Origin of the sequence: Mycobacterium sp. 852002-51961_SCH5331710, from assembly GCF_001665535.1 — a bacterium.
Taxonomy (GTDB): Bacteria; Actinomycetota; Actinomycetes; order Mycobacteriales; family Mycobacteriaceae; genus Mycobacterium.
This window is the reverse complement of sequence record NZ_LZSQ01000023.1, coordinates 1-14,022: the sequence shown is the minus strand read 5'-3', so window position 1 is coordinate 14,022 and position 14,022 is coordinate 1. Positions and strand designations below refer to the sequence as shown.

The following is a 14,022-nucleotide window of genomic DNA, read 5'->3' as shown; positions in this document are numbered from 1 at the left end:
GATCCAGGCCGAGGGGGTCCGCAGATGGTGGGCTGGCTGGACCGGCTGCAGCGACGCAACCGCCGCGTCGGCTTTGTCATCGCGGTCATCTACAAGTACGTGGATGATCAGGGCGGCTATCTGGCCGCGCTGATCACCTACTACGCGTTCGTTTCGCTGTTCCCGCTGCTGTTGTTGTTGACCACCGCGCTGGGCGTAGTGCTCGTCGGCCACCCGGACCTACAACAGCAGGTGCTGCAGTCCACGTTCAGCCAGTTCCCGGTGATCGGCAGCCAGCTGCAGCGGCCGGATCAACTCAGCGGCGGTGCTACGGCCGTCGTGGTTGGTATCGCCGGCGCCCTTTACGGCGGCCTCGGTGTCGGGCAGGCGCTGCAGAACGCGATGGATTCGGTGTGGGCGGTGCCCCGCAACAATCGGCCGGACCCGATCCGGTCGCGCTTGCGAAGCCTGTTGCTGTTGTTCGTGCTCGGTTCGGCGGCGATCACCGCGACGGTGTTGTCGGCGGTCGGCCACGCAACCGCCGGTCTGGGGTGGTTCGGTAAGGTCGGTGTCACAATTGTGACCATCGGGATCAACGCGGGTATCTGCCTGGTGGCGTTCCGCGTCACCACCGCCCGGCCGGTGACGTATCGCGATGTGCTGCCCGGCGCGCTGGCGGCTGCGGTGATCTGGCAGCTATTGCAGTGGTTCGGCGCGAACTACGTCGCCCACGTGGTGAAGTCGACCAGCGCGACCAACAGCGTCTTCGCACTGGTTCTCGGCCTGCTCGCGTTCCTGTATCTGATCTCGGTGACGTTGGTGATGTGCGCGGAGGTCAACGTCGTACGCGTCGACCAGCTGTATCCCCGTTCGTTGATGACGCCGTTCACCGACGACGTGAACTTGACGCCCGCCGACCGCCGCACTTACACCCGACGAGCGAAAGCCGAACGGGCGAAAGGCTTTCAGAAGGTCAGCGTGCGTTTCGACGTCAACCGCGATGCGTCACTGGATCAGCGCGGACCGTCGGAGGGCCAGGGCTGATCCCAACGGTCGACCGCCGCGACCTCCGGCAACGGCTTTCGACGAACGGTGTGGTGTCGACCCGCGGGCCACCCGACCGTCACCAGCGCCGCCAACAGCCAGTCGTCGGGGATGCCGACCAGTGAACGCAACTGCGTCTCACAACTGCTGTGCCACAATGTGATCGCCGCCCCGAGCCCCTGCGCTCGAGCCGCCAACAGAAAATTCTGCACCGCGGGGAAGATCGATCCGCCCTGCTGCAGCTCGGAGGCTCCGGCCTGTGGACGGACACAGAACAGAACGAGACCCGGTGCGGCGCCGCCGATCCGCATGTGTTCGGCCATCGACCGCAGCACGCGTGATTTCGGATCGTCCGCCCCGTCTTCGGGCGCCGATACTTCGTAGAACTGCTGCAGTTCGTCCCACGTCCGGTGCGCGGCGTCGGTGACGATCGCGCGCGCCCGTTCGGAGCGCAAGACCACGAACCCCCACGGCTGCTGGTTGCCACCCGACGGGGCCCAACTGGCCGCACGCAGGCATTTCCCGAGAGTCTCCTCGTCGACGGGTTCGTCGCGATACCGCCGCACCGCGGACGCCGTCTGCATCACGGTCCAGATGTCGTTCGCCTCTGCTCGGCTCATGATGCAGTGCTGGGCAGGACGCCCCGCCATGTCCCGCCGCGAACCGGTCCGGTGATCAACGGGAGGTCCAGCGTCGACAACACCCCCGGCGCAGCGGCCATCACGGCCGGGATGGCGTTCAGTTCCCGCATCACGGTGGCGTATGTCAGGCCACGCATGTTGTTGCCGCGCCCGTGCATTTCGATGTCGACGGTGTACGTCGGAAGGCCGTCGACGATGACGCGGTAACCGCCGTGCGGGGACGGATGGCGCGGCCAGTCCGGCGCCGAACCCTCACCCATGCGCGTGATGTGCTCGAGCACGACCCGCTCCTCGCCGTCGACCATGCCCGCGAGCTTGAACCGCATCCCGCCCATGGTGCCCGGCTCGATGATGCCGGAGGCCACTTCGTACCGCTCGGTGGCCAGCCACTTCTCGATCGTTGTCACGACGCGATCCAACGGTAGACCGACACCGTCGGCCACCAGGTGAACGGTGGGCGCCCACAGCGCGGCGAGACGCTCGGTGTCGAACAACGGCGCCGGATGGTCGGGCGGGTGGCCGAATCCCATGAAATCGAACATGATCTCGGGTTGGTTGATCGGGCCGTAGTCGAGTAACTCCTGCATGGTGATCGTGTCGACCCGGCTGCTGAAGCCTGTCATGGTCAGCGCGATCACGTCGTTGGCCCACCCTGGGTCCACGCCGCTGTTGAAGAAGCTAACGCCACCGGCCTCGCACGCGGCGGCGATGAGTTCAGCGGTCTCTTGGTCCGCAGCCGGCGGATAGCACATCGGGACGAGCGACGTGCACACGACGTTCTTGCCCGCCCGCAGGCAGCGAGCGATGTCCTCCGCGGCCTCCGCGTACCGATAGTCGCCGGACGCGAAGTAGGCGACCACGTCCGCGTCCAGCGACAGCGCGGCGTCGATGTCGCGGGTGGCGACGACGCCGGTCGCGGGCATGCCGCACAGCGCGCCCGCGTCAATGCCGTCTTTGGCCTCGGCGTGCACGACCACGCCGACCAGGTCCAGGCCCGGATGCGCGATCAGTGCGCGCAACGCGCCGACACCGACCTGACCTGGCCCCCAGAGGATCACCCGCGGGTTACGTTGGCAGTCCGACATGTCACCCTTCTCCACCGGTCCCTGTGACCCGTGAGAACATAGCTTCTCAAATATTGATATCACCATTGCCATGCTGGAAGAACCGGAGGACACGATGAGCGATTACGAGTTTCTGAAGTGGGAGACGTTCGACGACGGCCAGATAGTGCGGATTTCGCTGAACCGTCCGGAGCAGCGCAACGCACAGAACCGCGGGATGCTCGTCGAACTCGACGAGGCGTTCGGGCGCGCCGAGGCCGACGACAACGTCCGCGTGGTCATCCTCGCCGGCGAGGGACCGATGTTCTCCTCGGGCCACGACATCGGGTCCAAGCAGGCTCGCGCGGAGTTCACGCCGGGACCGGGGCAGCACCCCACGGCCGCCATCAACGGCGGGACCCGAGAGGGTGCGGAAAAGATCATGCTGCAGGAGTGGCATTACTTCTTCCAGAACAACCTGCGGTGGCGGAATCTGCGCAAGATCACGATCGCGCAGGTGCACGGCGACGTGTTCTCGGCGGGTCTGATGCTGATCTGGGCGTGTGACCTGATCGTGGGCAGCGAAGAGGTGCGCTTCGCCGACGTCGTCGGCACCCGCCTGGGAATGTGTGGCATGGAGTACTTCGGTCATCCGTGGGAGTTCGGCCCGCGACGCACCAAGGAGCTGATGCTGACCGGCGACGCCATCGACATCGAGGAGGCCTACCGCCTCGGGATGGTGAGCAAGATCTTCAAGCGCGACGAATTGGCCGACCGCACACTGGAAATGGCGCGGCGCATCGCCACCGTACCGACGATGGCGGCCCTGCTCATCAAGGAGTCGGTCAATCAGTCGGTCGACAACATGGGCTTCTACAACGCCCTACAGTCATGCTTCACGTTGCACCAGCTGAACCATTCGCACTGGGTCGGCGTGCGCGACGACAAGCGGGCGACCGCCGGCGAGGAACAGGGTGTGCCGAACTGGCGGACCGCTCCCCCGATCGTGTTGTCGGTCAAAGACCAGGTGCGCGCCGAAGCTTGACGCGGTTCAGCCGCTGATCGCTCCGTAGCGGGCGTCCGCGACGCGGTCCAGCGCGACCGCCGGCTCACCGTACGCCATCGCCCAGCCGCGGACCCGCCGGTAGTAGAGCTGGATGTCGCCTTCCATACCGAAGCCATAGCCGCCGTGGACGTGCAGACTGCGATACGTCCCATCACGCGCGGTCTCGTATGCGAACGCGAACGCCATCGCGGCGAGCTCGGTCGCGCGGCGCGGTTCATCGGCGAACGCGCACGCCGCCTCGATGGCCAGCAATCGCGCACCGTCGGTCGCCGTGGCGCTGTCGGCAAGCGGATGTGACACGGCTTGAAAGGCGCCGATCGGTGTGCCGAACGCATGGCGTTGCTTGGCGTATTCGACACCCATCTCGACGGCCTTGGCGGCGGCGCCCACCAGGGCCGCGGCGGTGAGCGCGAGCCACAGGTCGACCGCGTCCGAGAACAGCCGGCGGGCCCGCTCGCCTTCGGCGAGAACGATGGCGTCGTTTCGCAGATTCACATCCGCCAGCGGTAGCGACCCGTGGTTCTGCACGTGAATGCGGCTTTTGGCAGGAACCGCGACGAGACGTCCGCCGGCCAACGCGACAACGGCGTCGGCCACCGCGCCGCCGGGCACCAGTGCCATCACCTCGCCGTCACAGGCTCGCGGCGCGAAGCTGACCAGCTGGTCGCCCGACAGGGCAGAACCCACCAGTTCTTTACGCCCGCAGGCCGCCAGTAACCGGGCAGCGATCTGCGCCTCGATGACCGGTGCCGATGCGATCGCCCGGCCGTACTGCTCGGCGATCAGAGCCAGCTCCAGCTCGGAAGCTCCCCAGCCACCGTCGGATTCGCCGACAGCCATCTCGATGACGCCGGTCTGGACCAGCGCCTCCCACAGCTTTGGGTCGAAACCCAGAGGTTCGGCCGCCCGCACGCGCTGCGACGTCGATTCGCGGGCGTACATCGCCGCGAAGGAGTCGACGAGTTGTCGCTGCTCGTCGGAAAGACTCAAGTCCACCGATACTTCCTCACGTGCGAATATGGTTACTCTCAGTTTTGAGAGTAACATTATCGCCTACGCTGACCGCGCGGGCTTCGCGACAGATTGGTTACCGCTCATGCACTTTCAATCAGACGCTGCAACCGAAGCCTTCCGCTACGGTGTGCGCGAGCATCTCGACGGCGTGCTGAGCCCGGAGTTCGAGGAACGGATCTACCGCAGCGGTGTCGCGCACGACGACGATTTCGCCAAGGGGCTTGTCGAGAAGGGCTACTTCGCCCCCGGCTGGCCGGCCGAGTTCGGCGGGCAGGATCGCAACGCGTGGGAAGAGCAGGCGCTCAACGAGGAGCTGATGCGGACGGATGCGCCGGTGTATCTGTCCGAGACCACTCGAATGGTGGCGTCGATCATCCGCGAGATCGGCACACCCGCGATGAAGGAGCGCATTCTCCCCGGCGCCTTGAGTGGGGACGTCACCATTGCGCTCGGCTTCACCGAACCCGAATGCGGATCGGATGTGGCGGCCGCAGCGACCAGGGCCGTGCGTGACGGTGATGAATGGGTCATCAACGGCTCCAAGATGTTCACCACCAACGGCCACATCGCCGACTACGTATTTCTGTTGGCCCGGACGAGCCCCGAGAAGCCAAAGCACAAGGGGCTCACAATGTTTCTCGTGTCGACCTGCTCCGACGGCTTCGAGGCACAGGCGGTGTGGACGCTGTCCGGGGAGCGCACGAACATCACCTTCTACAGTGACGTACGTATCACCGACGACTGGCGGATCGGGGATATCGACGCCGGTTGGCAGGTGCTGGGCCTGTCGCTGCAGGACGAGCACGCGTCCGGATGGGGACCGCACATCGCCCGCCTCCTGCACCATGCCGAACAGTGGGCGTCGACCACGCGCGCGCGCGACGGCTCGCTTCAGATCACGAAAACGGATGTGCGGCGGCGAATCGCGCGAGTGGCGATGGAGCTGGAAGTGGCAACGCTGCTTCAGCGGCGATGCGTATGGATGGCCGAGAACGGTCAAGCGCCGGTCGCCGAGGGGCCGATGTCGAAGGTGTTCTCCACCGAGGCGCTCGTGCGTGCGAGCCAGGACATCGTCGAACTCGTCGGGCCGGACGCGATGCGGTCACACTTCGAGCCGACGGCGCCGGAGCGCGGACGCTTCGAACATCTCATGCGCTTCTCGCTCGGAACGACGATCTATGCGGGCACCAGCGAGGTGCAGCGCACGATCATCGCGCAACGGGGCCTCGGCCTACCCCGTTAGATCCTTGGGCTTGCGGGCGGCCCGCTTGCGCGGCGCCGCCTTGGCCGTCAGCGCTTTCTTGGGCGCGTTCGTGGGCGGCGTCAGCGCCTGCAGGCACCATGCCCACAGCTGATCCTCCGTGAGTTCGGCGCCCTTGACGCCCAAGTGGAACACGCCGATCTGGGCGAGCGCGATGAGCGTCGAGTTCAGCAGCGTCGTGAGCTGGGCGGGAGTCAGGTCCTTGCGGACCAGCCCGGCACGGGAGCACGACGTGAGAATCTTGGTGAGCAGTTTTTGATGCGGCTCCCAGATCTTCGCGAAATCCGCGGGCCGCTCGATCTCCAGGCTCAGGTTGTAGATCGTCATCACTCGGCCACCGATGGCCTCCGACGACTCGGCACGCGAGAGGAATCCGCGGCAGAACGCCTCGAGCTGTTCCATCGGACCGTCCGCGGCCGCCACCTCATGACGGATCGCCTCGATGAACTGACTGGTCGCGTTCTCATAGAGCGCCAGCAACAACTCTTCCTTGCCCGCGAAGTGCTGATAGAACGCGCGCAGGCTGAGGTTCGAGCGGTCGATGAGGGTTTGGATCGTGAAGTCGGCGCGACCGGACTCCTCGACGAGTTCGAGGGCTGTGGCCAAGAACCTCGAACTGCGTGCGAGCGCGCGTGCACGCGCCTGACTGAGCCGACGCTCGATCGTCCGTTCCTGCCAGCTGCCCGGCATCTCGACCTCTGCCTCGACGAGTTCGAGATCGGCTTCCGAGTCGCGAGCGCTCCGCTTCTTAGCAGTCATGATCTCTGAGAATACGCGTTCCCCATTCGATTCTGCTCACCTACCTACACGCGCACCTTGACGGGATCGGCGCCAACCCGCCGAACTTCGGGCCCCATCGAGCTCCGCGACGGGCTCCGCCTGCCGGCGGGTGCCTGTAAGCTATCGTGGAAACACAGATTCTCGATTGCGGAAACAACAGTTTCGTGATTGTGCCGCAGGCCGTTCCCAAAGGAGTGCAGCGTTGACCGCAGACATTCTGATCGTGTCGCCGGACGACCATCTGGTGGAACCGGCCGATCTGTGGACCAGCCGGTTGCCCGAGCGGTATCGGGATGTCGGGCCGCGCATCGTCCGGCACCGGGGACGCATGGATCCGTCGGTCACCTCCGACGTCGCGTTCATCGAGGATGAGGACGGTCGCGACGCCGACATCTGGCACTACGAGGATTCGATCATTCCGATTCCGCTCATCAGCGCCGCTGCCGGTTACGAGCTCGACGAACTCTCCACCGACCCGATCACTTACGACGAGATGCGCCCCGGCTGCTATCGACCGGCGGACCGGCTCGCGGACATGGACGTCGCCGGCATTGAGGCCTCAGCGTGCTTCCCCAACACGCTGGTCCGGTTCTGTGGTCAGCGATTCCTCCACGCCAAGGACAAAGAGCTCGCGTTGCTCTGCGTGCAGGCCTACAACGACTTCCAGATCGATGAGTGGGGCGGTGGCTCGAACGGCAGGCTCATCCCGCTGGGCATAATCCCGCTGTGGGACGTCGATCTTGCCGTCAAAGAGGTCGAACGGGTGGCGGCCAAAGGCATGCCCGCGGTGTGTTTCTCGGAACTGCCCGCGCGACTGGACCTGCCGTCCATCCACAGCGGTTACTGGGACCCCTTCTTCGCCGCATGCGAGAGCAACAGCGTCGGCATCATGCTGCACATCGGCTCGAGTTCGTCGCTGACGAAGTCCTCACCCGACTCGCCGCATGTGGTCACCAGCGCGTTGATGGCGGTCAACTGCACCATCGCCCTGGTCGACTGGCTGTTCTCGGGCAAGCTGCGGCAGTTCCCGAAACTCAAGCTCGCATTCGCCGAGGCGCAGGCCGGGTGGATCCCGTACTACCTGCAACGCGTCGACGAGGTTTGGGAGGACCGCCGCGCCTGGGGTGGAATTCACCCGCTGCTGACCGAACCGCCGAGCACCCAGGTGCCCGGCCGCGTGTGGTTCTCCACCTTCGGCGACCCGGTCGCGTTTCGCATCCTCGATCTCGTCGGACCCGACCAGCTGATGTTCGAGACCGACTACCCGCACAACGACACCAATTGGCCCCACAGCATGGACGTCGCCAACAAGGCGACCGAGGGCCTCGACGAGGAGACCAAGCGGAAGGTGTTGTCCACCAACGCGAAAAGCTTCTTCGGTTTGGCCTAGCTTTTTCTCCGCGAGCAGTCGCAAACCTGCCCATTTTCGCGCGAAAAGCGGCAGTTTTACGTCTGCTCGCGGAAGAAACTCAGCGCGCTTGCCAGTCGGGTTTGCGCTTCTCCAGGAAGGCGCGCGGGCCCTCGATCGCATCCTTGGTCAGGGCCACCTTCATGCGGTAGTTCTCGGCGAGCAGTTCCGCTTCGTATATCGGCAGTGTCAATCCCTTGCGCACGGCCATTCGGGACCCTCGCACGGCAAGGGGCGCATTGGAATTCACGATCTCGGCGATCTCCCACGCCCGGTCCATGAGCGTCTCATGGGCCACCACTTCGGTGAACACGCCGAGCTCGTAGGCGCGCTGGGCGTCGAGTTGCTCGTGTTTGCCCATCAGGATCAACCGCATGGCGACCGGCAGCGGCAGGATCCTGGCCAGCCGGACTCCTTCACGTCCGGAGGTCACACCGATGCTCACGTGCGGGTCCATCAACGTCGCACGCTCGGACGCGATCGTGATGTCGGCGGTCGTGATGAGGTCCATACCGGCTCCGCACGCAATCCCGTTGACGGCACAGATGATCGGCTTGGTCATCTGCAGCCACGGAGGTGTCGCCTCCTGCGGTGCATCCCACTGGCGCATGGAGCTGAGAATGGGCTCGCCCTGGTTGTCGATGCCCGCGGCGTTCTCCATGTCGTGGTCGGCCGCCTTGTTGACGTCGGCCCCAACGCATAGCGCGCGGCCGGCACCGGTGATGATGACGGTCCAGATGTCCTGCGAACGTTCGATTTCGGCGTACACCTCGGCGAGTTCGGCGATCATCTCGTCGTTGATCGCGTTCAGCACCTCGGGCCGGTTCAACGTCACACACGCGGTGTGACCGGAGACCTCGAACGTGACGGTGTCGTAATTGCTCATCTCACTCCACAGCTGCCGTGTCGCGGGCGGTCGGCCGGACGCCCAGGATCTCTTCGAACCGGTCGCAATAGCGGGGCCACACCTCCGGGTTGAGTAACCGCGGTGGCATGTCCCCGGAGAAGATCGTCTGCCACTGACTGGCGGTGGCGACCGCGATATCACGAGCCGCCTCGACGGTGATACCCGCGACATGTGGTGTCGCGACGACGTTGTCGAGCCGCAGCAGGGGGTTGTCGTGCCTCGGCGGTTCCTCGTGGAATACGTCGAGCCCCGCCCCGGCGATGTCACCGGCGACGAGGGCGTCATAGAGGGCCGCTTCGTCGTGTACCGGGCCGCGTGCGGTGGTGATGAAGTACGCGGTCGGTTTCATCGCGGCGAATTGCGCGTGCCCGAACAACCCTCGCGTCTCGGCGGTCAGCGGACACGTGACCTGAACGAAGTCGGATCTTTCGACCAGCTCGGAAAGGTCCACTCGAACCGCGCCCCTCGAGTGGGCGGTCGCGTCGTCGACGTAGGGATCGAAGACCAGGACCTCCATTCCGAATGGAGCGCACAACTGAACGAGCCGTCCTCCGATGGCGCCCAATCCGACGACTCCGAGCGTCTTTCCGAACAACTGTGTGCCCCGCAACGCCAATCGATCGCCGAGCGGACCGCTGCGCAGCGCCCGGTCGGCGGCGGTGATCTTCTTGGCCAGATCGAGCATGAGACCGAGCGCATGTTCGGCGACCGCCTCGGCGCCGGGACCGGAGTTGTTGCACACCGCGATCCCCGCGCGGGTGCACGCCGCGACGTCGATCACGTCGTAGCCCGCCCCCGCCGAACACACGGCAAGCAACTGTGGGCAGCGATCCACCAGAGGCTGCCCGACCAGCCACTGCGCGCCGTCGTCGATCGAGGCGACATCCGTTCTGGTGGCGACCTGATATCCGTGCGCGGATTGCAGTGCCGCCCAGCCTTGTTCATCAGAGGCTTGGAGGTCGAGCTTGACGAGCTCGATGTCGGCCCCCGCCAGGATGTCTCCTGCGACCTGATCGGTCCACCTCTCGTAGACCAGTCGCGGACGGATTGTCATCGCTTGATTTTTGGCTTCGCTTGAGCCGCCTTGAACATGTCGGCCAGAGCGGGGTCGACGTTCTTGTAGTCATTGCGTGCGATCGTGCCGTCGCGTCCCGGAACGGGGTCATAACCGAGGCGCAGGTCTTTGTTCTCCATGTGGAAGTACTCCCGCCCGACGGGGAGGCGGCGATCCTCGCGCGGAACCTCCATCCAGGCCCGCAGAAAGCAGCGTGCCTTCTTGGGGTCGGTGCTGCTGACGAAGTCCGAGCGGGAGTGGCACATCGCGAAGTTGTTGGCGACGGCGGCCTCACCGGACTCCAACCGGAACTCCACCTGCTGTTCGACCAGGATGTTGCGCAACAACTCGATGGCCTCGTTCTGTTCGGGGGTGAACTCGCGGCCGAGGGTGTGCATGGCGGGCAAGATGCTGCTGTAGGTGAAGTTGATGCAGATGCGACCGTCGATCTGCGAGAAGACCGGCACGTCGTAGGGGGTCACGTCCGGTTGATCGTCGGGTTGCTCGCTGCGCCGGTGATGCGGGAAGCCTTGGTAGAGCACGGGGAGCAGGTCGGGACGCTCGTTGAGGATCCGGTTGTGTGCGGCCGGACCGCTGGCGAACTGGCTTTCACCACCCTCGGCCGCGGGGTACACGCAAAGCAGCGACAGGATGTCGGCCGCATCGTTGTGCATCGCAAGCTCGGCCCTGGACTTGGTGCCACGCGCCGGTTGCACGCCGTTGGGCAGCACTTCCTCCTGCACGCGCACCATGCGGTGGCCGAAGGAGTTGTTCGACACCAGGTAGCCGAGGTGTGTGCAGAACGCCCAGTAGATGCGTTCCAGGTCCTCGATCGAATGCTGCTCGACGGGGAAACCGCGGACGCACGCCAGGCCCCGTCCGAACATCAGCTCCCGGTACAGCCGCGCGAGGTCCTCGTCGAGATCCGGATGCCGGGCATCCTCAGGCGTGATGTCGTCGCGATCCTTGTGGGCGGTCTTGGCCAGAATGGATTCCAGCGCCGCGACATTGCGTGACGACAGGTCGAAGGTGAAGTCCTCTTTGCTGCTGAAGTCCGCGCCGGTCCATGCCATGGGGTCGGTGACTTGCTCGGTGTAGATCGCGGTGGGCATCCGTCCTCCTGTTGTCGTGACGAGGCTCTCGGTTATCGGCTCGCCGCGCGCCTCTCGAGCTCCCGCAGGGCATGCGCACGGGCGGTGGCGGCCTCGGTCATCATCCCGACGTCGGTTCCCGCCGAGATGAATCGCAGTCCCAGCCCCGCAAAGCGTTCCAGCAGGTCAAGAGACTTGATCCCAGCCACTCCCAGTGCCACGCCGTGTGCACGACAGGCCGCTGCGACAGAGTCTACTGCACGGTGGAAATGCTCATTCTCATATTGGCCGTGGATACCCATCTCGGCCGTCAGGTCGCTGGGCCCCAGCAAGACCATGTCCACCCCCTCGACGGCCGCGATCTCGTCGGATGCCGCCACCGCCTCGGGCGTTTCGATCATCACCGCCACCACCGTGTGACGCTCGAGTTCGACCGTGAGTTCGGCGGCCGGACGAGGTGCGTAACCGCTCACCGCGTTCGGTCCGGAGATGGACCGATGGCCGACGGGCGGGAAGCGGGCCGCGTCGACGACAGCCTGCGCCTCCCGCGCCGAGTTCACGTGCGGCACAATCACTCCGACCGCACCCGCGTCGAGTACGCGCGCGATCACGGTGGGATCGTACGACGGCACTCGGACGAGGCCGGAGATACCGGTGCCGAGAGCGGCCACACAGAGCATTCCCGCCGTTTCGAGCGAGCACGAGGTGTGTTCGAGATCGACATAGACGGCGTCGTATCCGCTGGCGGCCGCAATTGCCGGCACGTCGGGCGTACGGGCATTCAGCAATGCGAGACACAACACCAGGCGGTCGCCCCTCAAGGCATCTCGCAGAGGTCCCGGCACCCACCCACGGTAACCGAGCGAGAACGATGATTCCACCATGGCGTTAACGCCATTATCGCCTGTGGTAACCATTACGTATGTCCGAGAACCGGGTCGCGGTGGTCGGCGCCGCGCTGTCCGATTGCGGGCGGGTGCCAAACAAGACGGCGATGGCGCTGATGGCGCAGGCCGCGCGGCGAGCCGTCGCAGATGCCGGACTGACGAAGGACGACATCGACGGCTTCGGCGCGCACGGGACACTGTTGCCACCCATCGAGGTGAGCGAGTACCTGGGCCTGCGACCGACCTGGGTCGACGCCACCAACGTCGGCGGATCCTCGTGGGAGGTCATGGGGCGGCACGCCGCCGCGGCCATCGCGGCCGGCGAGATCGACGTGGCCCTGTTGACCTACGGTTCGACCGCACGCTCGGACGTCAAGCGCCGGGTGCGGGCCTCGGCCGCGGCGCTGAGCACCGGCGGCGCGATGCAGTTCGAAGCGCCCTACGGCGCCACACTGATCGCCAAGTACGCCATGGCGGCCAGGCGCCACATGATCCAGTACGGGACGACAGAGGAGCAACTGGCCGAGGTAGCCGTCGCCGCTCACGAGTGGGCGGCAATGAACGAGAACGCCTTCGAGCGCGACCGGATCACCGCCGAAGATGTCGCCGCCGCGCCGATGCTCGCCGAGCCGTTCACGTCGAAGCACGTATGTCTGCGAACCGACGGCGGCGGCGCGGTCGTGCTCGCCAGCGAGAGGGTGGCGAAAAGCTGTGCGAAGGAGCCGATCTGGATACTCGGCGCTGCAGACGCCGCATCGCACGTGAGCATGAGCGAGTGGCCCGATTTCACGACATCGGCTGCCGCACAATCGGGTCCGCGCGCGTTCGCGCGAGCTGGGGTGGCCCCGGCGGACATCGACGTCTGTCAGCTTTACGACTCGTTCACCTCGACCGTCCTGCTGACCGTCGAAGATCTCGGGTTCTGCGCCAAGGGTGAGGGTGGTCCGTTCATCGGCTCCGGAGCGCTCCGTCCGGGCGGCGCGCTGCCCACCAACACCGACGGCGGCGGGCTGGCGTCGTGTCATCCCGGGATGCGCGGAATGTTCCTGATGGTCGAGGCGGTTCGGCAACTGCGCGGCGAATGCGGTGAACGGCAGGTCGAGGGCGCGCGCCTCGCATGTGTGCACGCGATGGGCGGGTTCTTCACCCACAGCGCGACGATGATCCTCGGGAGGCAGTGATGCAGTCGCCCAGCGGTCCGAACCGTCCGACCATCGACAGCGACAGCGACAGCTGGTGGACAGCAGTTCAGGAGCGCATGCTGATGATCAACGCATGCGGCTCCTGCGGACGAAACTCGCTGTACGCCCGGCCCTTCTGCCCTCACTGCTGGAGCGAGGACGTGCGTCTCACGCGGGCCACCGGACGGTCGCGCCTATACACGTGGAGCGTCATCCACCAGAACGTCGCACCCTTCGACGCCGTGCCCTACGTCGTCGCGATGGTCGACCTGGAAGAGGGTCCCCGCCTGATGACCGAGATCGTCGACTGCCCGGCCGAGCGGCTCAGTGCGGGCATGCAATTGGAGATCGGCTTCCGCGAGGACGACGACGGATTCGTGGTACCGGTTTTTCGACCGGCGACTGAAAGCACAGAGAGGAACCGGAAATGAACAAGGACGACATGATCTTGATCAGCGTCGATGATCACATCGTCGAGCCGCCCGATATGTTCAAAAATCATCTGCCGAAGAAGTACATCGATGAGGCGCCGCGGTTGGTGCACAATCCGGACGGGTCGGATACCTGGCAGTTTCGTGACACGGTGATTCCGAATGTGGCGCTCAACGCGGTGGCGGGTCGGCCCAAGGAGGAGTACGGCCTGGAGCCGCAGGGGCTCGATGAGAT

The 14,022-nt window shown here is 65.4% G+C and carries 14 protein-coding genes and 1 pseudogene; 7 read left to right on the top strand and 8 right to left on the bottom strand.

Annotated elements, in window-relative coordinates; all coding sequences use genetic code 11:
* Nucleotides 1–24 precede the first annotated feature (24 nt).
* Nucleotides 25–1,023 carry a YihY/virulence factor BrkB family protein gene (locus A5752_RS04315; protein ID WP_067082550.1) on the top strand — a complete coding sequence of 333 codons (999 nt, stop codon included), beginning with the start codon at nucleotides 25–27 and terminating at the stop codon, nucleotides 1,021–1,023.
* On the opposite strand, the gene A5752_RS04310 is transcribed toward A5752_RS04315, so the two are convergent.
* Both A5752_RS04310 and A5752_RS04305 read right to left on the bottom strand, forming a co-directional pair.
* A complete protein-coding gene (locus tag A5752_RS04310) occupies nucleotides 993–1,607 on the bottom strand; it encodes a nitroreductase family protein (RefSeq protein ID WP_067082619.1) in 615 nt (204 codons plus the stop codon). The two genes, A5752_RS04315 and A5752_RS04310, sit on opposite strands and share 31 nt — an antisense overlap.
* Before the next feature lie 32 nt (nucleotides 1,608–1,639).
* Nucleotides 1,640–2,722, bottom strand: coding sequence for an NAD(P)H-dependent amine dehydrogenase family protein (locus tag A5752_RS04305; RefSeq protein ID WP_067082616.1), 1,083 nt, complete (start codon nucleotides 2,720–2,722; stop codon nucleotides 1,640–1,642).
* 121 nt (nucleotides 2,723–2,843) lie between these two features.
* Here A5752_RS04305 and A5752_RS04300 point away from each other — a divergent pair, with 121 nt between their 5' ends.
* On the top strand, nucleotides 2,844–3,752 hold the full coding sequence (locus A5752_RS04300; RefSeq protein WP_067082613.1) for an enoyl-CoA hydratase: 909 nt from the start codon (nucleotides 2,844–2,846) through the stop codon (nucleotides 3,750–3,752).
* Nucleotides 3,753–3,758: 6 nt separating this feature from the next.
* Here the strand turns inward: A5752_RS04300 and A5752_RS04295 are convergent, their stop codons facing one another.
* Entirely contained in the window at nucleotides 3,759–4,769 is a 1,011-nt protein-coding gene (locus tag A5752_RS04295; protein WP_067082548.1) for an acyl-CoA dehydrogenase family protein, read from the bottom strand.
* A gap of 100 nt (nucleotides 4,770–4,869) precedes the next feature.
* Here A5752_RS04295 and A5752_RS04290 point away from each other — a divergent pair, with 100 nt between their 5' ends.
* Nucleotides 4,870–6,030: an acyl-CoA dehydrogenase family protein gene (locus A5752_RS04290; RefSeq protein ID WP_067082545.1), complete on the top strand. Its 1,161-nt coding sequence runs from the start codon at nucleotides 4,870–4,872 to the stop codon at nucleotides 6,028–6,030.
* Here the strand turns inward: A5752_RS04290 and A5752_RS04285 are convergent.
* Nucleotides 6,019–6,807 carry a TetR/AcrR family transcriptional regulator gene (locus A5752_RS04285; protein ID WP_067082543.1) on the bottom strand — a complete coding sequence of 263 codons (789 nt, stop codon included), beginning with the start codon at nucleotides 6,805–6,807 and terminating at the stop codon, nucleotides 6,019–6,021. The genes A5752_RS04290 and A5752_RS04285 overlap by 12 nt on opposite strands.
* 223 nt (nucleotides 6,808–7,030) lie before the next feature.
* Between A5752_RS04285 and A5752_RS04280 the strand changes: the two genes are divergently transcribed.
* A complete protein-coding gene (locus tag A5752_RS04280) occupies nucleotides 7,031–8,218 on the top strand; it encodes an amidohydrolase family protein (protein ID WP_067082539.1) in 1,188 nt (395 codons plus the stop codon).
* Nucleotides 8,219–8,297: 79 nt separating this feature from the next.
* Here the strand turns inward: A5752_RS04280 and A5752_RS04275 are convergent, their stop codons facing one another.
* Genes A5752_RS04275 through A5752_RS04260 form a run of 4 tightly spaced genes read right to left on the bottom strand, consistent with a single transcriptional unit; the run spans nucleotide 8,298 to nucleotide 12,172 of the window.
* On the bottom strand, nucleotides 8,298–9,122 hold the full coding sequence (locus A5752_RS04275) for an enoyl-CoA hydratase/isomerase family protein (protein WP_067082536.1): 825 nt from the start codon (nucleotides 9,120–9,122) through the stop codon (nucleotides 8,298–8,300).
* A 1-nt stretch (nucleotide 9,123) separates the two neighbouring features.
* A complete protein-coding gene (locus A5752_RS04270; protein ID WP_067082534.1) occupies nucleotides 9,124–10,197 on the bottom strand; it encodes a hydroxyacid dehydrogenase in 1,074 nt (357 codons plus the stop codon).
* Nucleotides 10,194–11,309, bottom strand: coding sequence for a TauD/TfdA family dioxygenase (locus A5752_RS04265; RefSeq protein WP_067082531.1), 1,116 nt, complete (start codon nucleotides 11,307–11,309; stop codon nucleotides 10,194–10,196). The genes A5752_RS04270 and A5752_RS04265 overlap by 4 nt, the downstream gene beginning before the upstream one ends.
* 32 nt (nucleotides 11,310–11,341) lie before the next feature.
* Nucleotides 11,342–12,172: an HpcH/HpaI aldolase family protein gene (locus tag A5752_RS04260; RefSeq protein WP_502686656.1), complete on the bottom strand. Its 831-nt coding sequence runs from the start codon at nucleotides 12,170–12,172 to the stop codon at nucleotides 11,342–11,344.
* 38 nt (nucleotides 12,173–12,210) lie between these two features.
* Between A5752_RS04260 and A5752_RS04255 the strand changes: the two genes are divergently transcribed.
* The 3 genes and pseudogenes from A5752_RS04255 to A5752_RS04245 all read left to right on the top strand — a co-directional run.
* Nucleotides 12,211–13,356, top strand: a complete 1,146-nt coding sequence (locus tag A5752_RS04255) for an acetyl-CoA acetyltransferase (RefSeq protein ID WP_067082527.1) — start codon at nucleotides 12,211–12,213, stop codon at nucleotides 13,354–13,356.
* On the top strand, nucleotides 13,356–13,787 hold the full coding sequence (locus tag A5752_RS04250; RefSeq protein ID WP_067082524.1) for a Zn-ribbon domain-containing OB-fold protein: 432 nt from the start codon (nucleotides 13,356–13,358) through the stop codon (nucleotides 13,785–13,787). The genes A5752_RS04255 and A5752_RS04250 overlap by 1 nt, the downstream gene beginning before the upstream one ends.
* Nucleotides 13,784–14,022, top strand: a pseudogene (locus A5752_RS04245) (amidohydrolase family protein); the annotation flags it as partial. The gene A5752_RS04250 and the pseudogene A5752_RS04245, both read left to right, overlap by 4 nt.

Coding starts and splice junctions, on each gene's coding strand:
- A5752_RS04315 (WP_067082550.1), top strand. CDS start 25: ATGGTGGGCTGGCTGGACCGGCTGCAGCGACGCAACCGCCGCGTCGGC.
- A5752_RS04310 (WP_067082619.1), bottom strand. CDS start 1,607: ATGCAGACGGCGTCCGCGGTGCGGCGGTATCGCGACGAACCCGTCGAC.
- A5752_RS04300 (WP_067082613.1), top strand. CDS start 2,844: ATGAGCGATTACGAGTTTCTGAAGTGGGAGACGTTCGACGACGGCCAG.
- A5752_RS04290 (WP_067082545.1), top strand. CDS start 4,870: ATGCACTTTCAATCAGACGCTGCAACCGAAGCCTTCCGCTACGGTGTG.
- A5752_RS04285 (WP_067082543.1), bottom strand. CDS start 6,807: ATGACTGCTAAGAAGCGGAGCGCTCGCGACTCGGAAGCCGATCTCGAA.
- A5752_RS04275 (WP_067082536.1), bottom strand. CDS start 9,122: ATGAGCAATTACGACACCGTCACGTTCGAGGTCTCCGGTCACACCGCG.
- A5752_RS04270 (WP_067082534.1), bottom strand. CDS start 10,197: ATGACAATCCGTCCGCGACTGGTCTACGAGAGGTGGACCGATCAGGTC.
- A5752_RS04265 (WP_067082531.1), bottom strand. CDS start 11,309: ATGCCCACCGCGATCTACACCGAGCAAGTCACCGACCCCATGGCATGG.
- A5752_RS04260 (WP_502686656.1), bottom strand. CDS start 12,172: ATGGTGGAATCATCGTTCTCGCTCGGTTACCGTGGGTGGGTGCCGGGA.
- A5752_RS04255 (WP_067082527.1), top strand. CDS start 12,211: ATGTCCGAGAACCGGGTCGCGGTGGTCGGCGCCGCGCTGTCCGATTGC.
- A5752_RS04250 (WP_067082524.1), top strand. CDS start 13,356: ATGCAGTCGCCCAGCGGTCCGAACCGTCCGACCATCGACAGCGACAGC.